The organism is Planktothrix sp. PCC 11201 (genome assembly GCF_900009135.1).
In the GTDB taxonomy this organism is placed as follows: Bacteria; Cyanobacteriota; Cyanobacteriia; order Cyanobacteriales; family Microcoleaceae; genus Planktothrix.
This window is the reverse complement of record NZ_LT797772.1, coordinates 1-1,641: the sequence shown is the minus strand read 5'-3', so window position 1 is coordinate 1,641 and position 1,641 is coordinate 1. Positions and strand designations below refer to the sequence as shown.

At 39.7% G+C, this 1,641-nt stretch carries 3 protein-coding genes; 2 read left to right on the top strand and 1 reads right to left on the bottom strand.

Annotation, left to right across the window (positions count from 1 at the left end):
- Nucleotides 1–504 precede the first annotated feature (504 nt).
- Nucleotides 505–774, top strand: coding sequence for a hypothetical protein (locus PL11201_RS25645; RefSeq protein ID WP_079681649.1), 270 nt, complete (start codon nt 505–507; stop codon nt 772–774).
- A gap of 287 nt (nt 775–1,061) precedes the next feature.
- Here PL11201_RS25645 and PL11201_RS25640 read toward each other — a convergent pair whose 3' ends face one another.
- Nucleotides 1,062–1,244, bottom strand: a complete 183-nt coding sequence (locus PL11201_RS25640) for a ribbon-helix-helix domain-containing protein (protein WP_079681648.1) — start codon at nt 1,242–1,244, stop codon at nt 1,062–1,064.
- Between the two features lie 171 nt (nt 1,245–1,415).
- On the opposite strand from PL11201_RS25640, the gene PL11201_RS25635 reads away from it, so the two are divergent.
- On the top strand, nt 1,416–1,604 hold the full coding sequence (locus PL11201_RS25635) for a hypothetical protein (RefSeq protein ID WP_079681647.1): 189 nt from the start codon (nt 1,416–1,418) through the stop codon (nt 1,602–1,604).
- Nucleotides 1,605–1,641: the final 37 nt, after the last annotated feature.

Below are 1,641 nucleotides of genomic sequence, written 5' to 3'. Positions count from 1 at the left end.
TCAATAGCTAACCAATGCTTTAAGACATCCCCATACGTTACAAAGCCCCCTACAGTGACATTATCCGGTCTATCCATTTTCTATCCATTCCTTTCTAGGGTTTGATTTTTGGATAGACTGCTGAACGATAGAATAAGGTTTTGAGGTCTTTTCGGGGGTTCGAGTCCCTCCATACTCGTTACAAAAGATCCCTTGTAGTCTAGTTTGTAGCGTGTTAGCTTAACGCATTACCCACAAACTACTCAATACTTACTCATATCCCTTATAGTCTAATGGGAATATTGAGTAATAACACTACTTGGTTATATAGATAATTGTTATAAGTTTGGGGGCGATCGCAGTAGTAGAACTTATGACTCATGAATAGGTAGTACCAGTAGATAATATAAAATTCTCTAGAGTAGAATCTACACTGTAGAAATAGAAAGATAGACTTAGTACACTACTCTAGTGAATCAGTGTTACACTGATATCAGTAAACAGTAGCAAACACTGAGAAAAGTTATGCCTAACTACAATCCAAATACTGAAGGATTAAGTCAACCAAAATGGGTTAATAAACCCGTAAAAGTCTACCGACTACCAGAAGCGATTGCACCCAAAGTTTTAGAATATGCCCACAAATTGGACATGGGTAGTTATGACCGTCAAGCTGAATTAGCCGCCGCCATTGACACATTAACCCACGCCCTAACCCTACCTGCTAACACAGGGGGTGCTATCAAAAAGGAAATCAGAAAAGCTCTGGATAAATTGGTAGAACTCAATCAGTGAAAGGGTTTGAGCTGTTTTTACAACAAACTCACAAATAAATTTAACTAAAATAGCTGTGTAGGCCGTGTAAGAAAGTTGGAAGTATTGATATATAAGGGTTAGAGGTTTACACGGCCCCCTTACACAACCTTACACAACCCCCCTAACCATTTTTACCTTAAATAGCTTGTAACCTTTACCCCGTAAGCATTACAACATTTACACGGCCTACACGGTGAAAATAATCAAAAAAATACCCCCTGATAGATAGTTAGCCAGGGGGTTTGGTGTTTGGGGGTGATGGTGGGTTAATTGTCCTTTGATTTCGCATTCTTTACGGATTCCTGTAGCAAGGTGACTATCAGGTTAGACAATGATCTGTTTTCCCTTTTTGCCCATTTAACCAATGCTTCTTTTAGCTCATCAGGCATATAGACCATTGTTTTAGAAAGGTTTGTTGGCACAGCCTTGGCGGATTGAGTAAAAGTCATACTTTACAACTCTATATTAATGTTCCACAATTTAATAGTAACACAGTATTAACACTTTATAAATACTGTGTTACACTCAAAAGCAAAGCAAAACCCACCGGACAAGCCTGGTTTGGCGACTTGTACTTATCCAGTGGGTACTCACCCCTAATAACTAGGAGCATTTTAATTATGACACTGACAGAACTCAAAGCAAAAGCGACCGCACTGGGATTAACCCCTGATGAAGTGCGTCAACACGGTAGCTTATCCAAAAAGGCAACGTGGGAGATTGCGATCGCTAATTCTGAAGAAATGAAAGTAGCGGTAGATACTCACTGTGATTTGATGTTTGGGGGAACTGTATGGCCAAGGGAATAGATACCCGTTGGCATTCATTCCGAATTGAAACCATCGT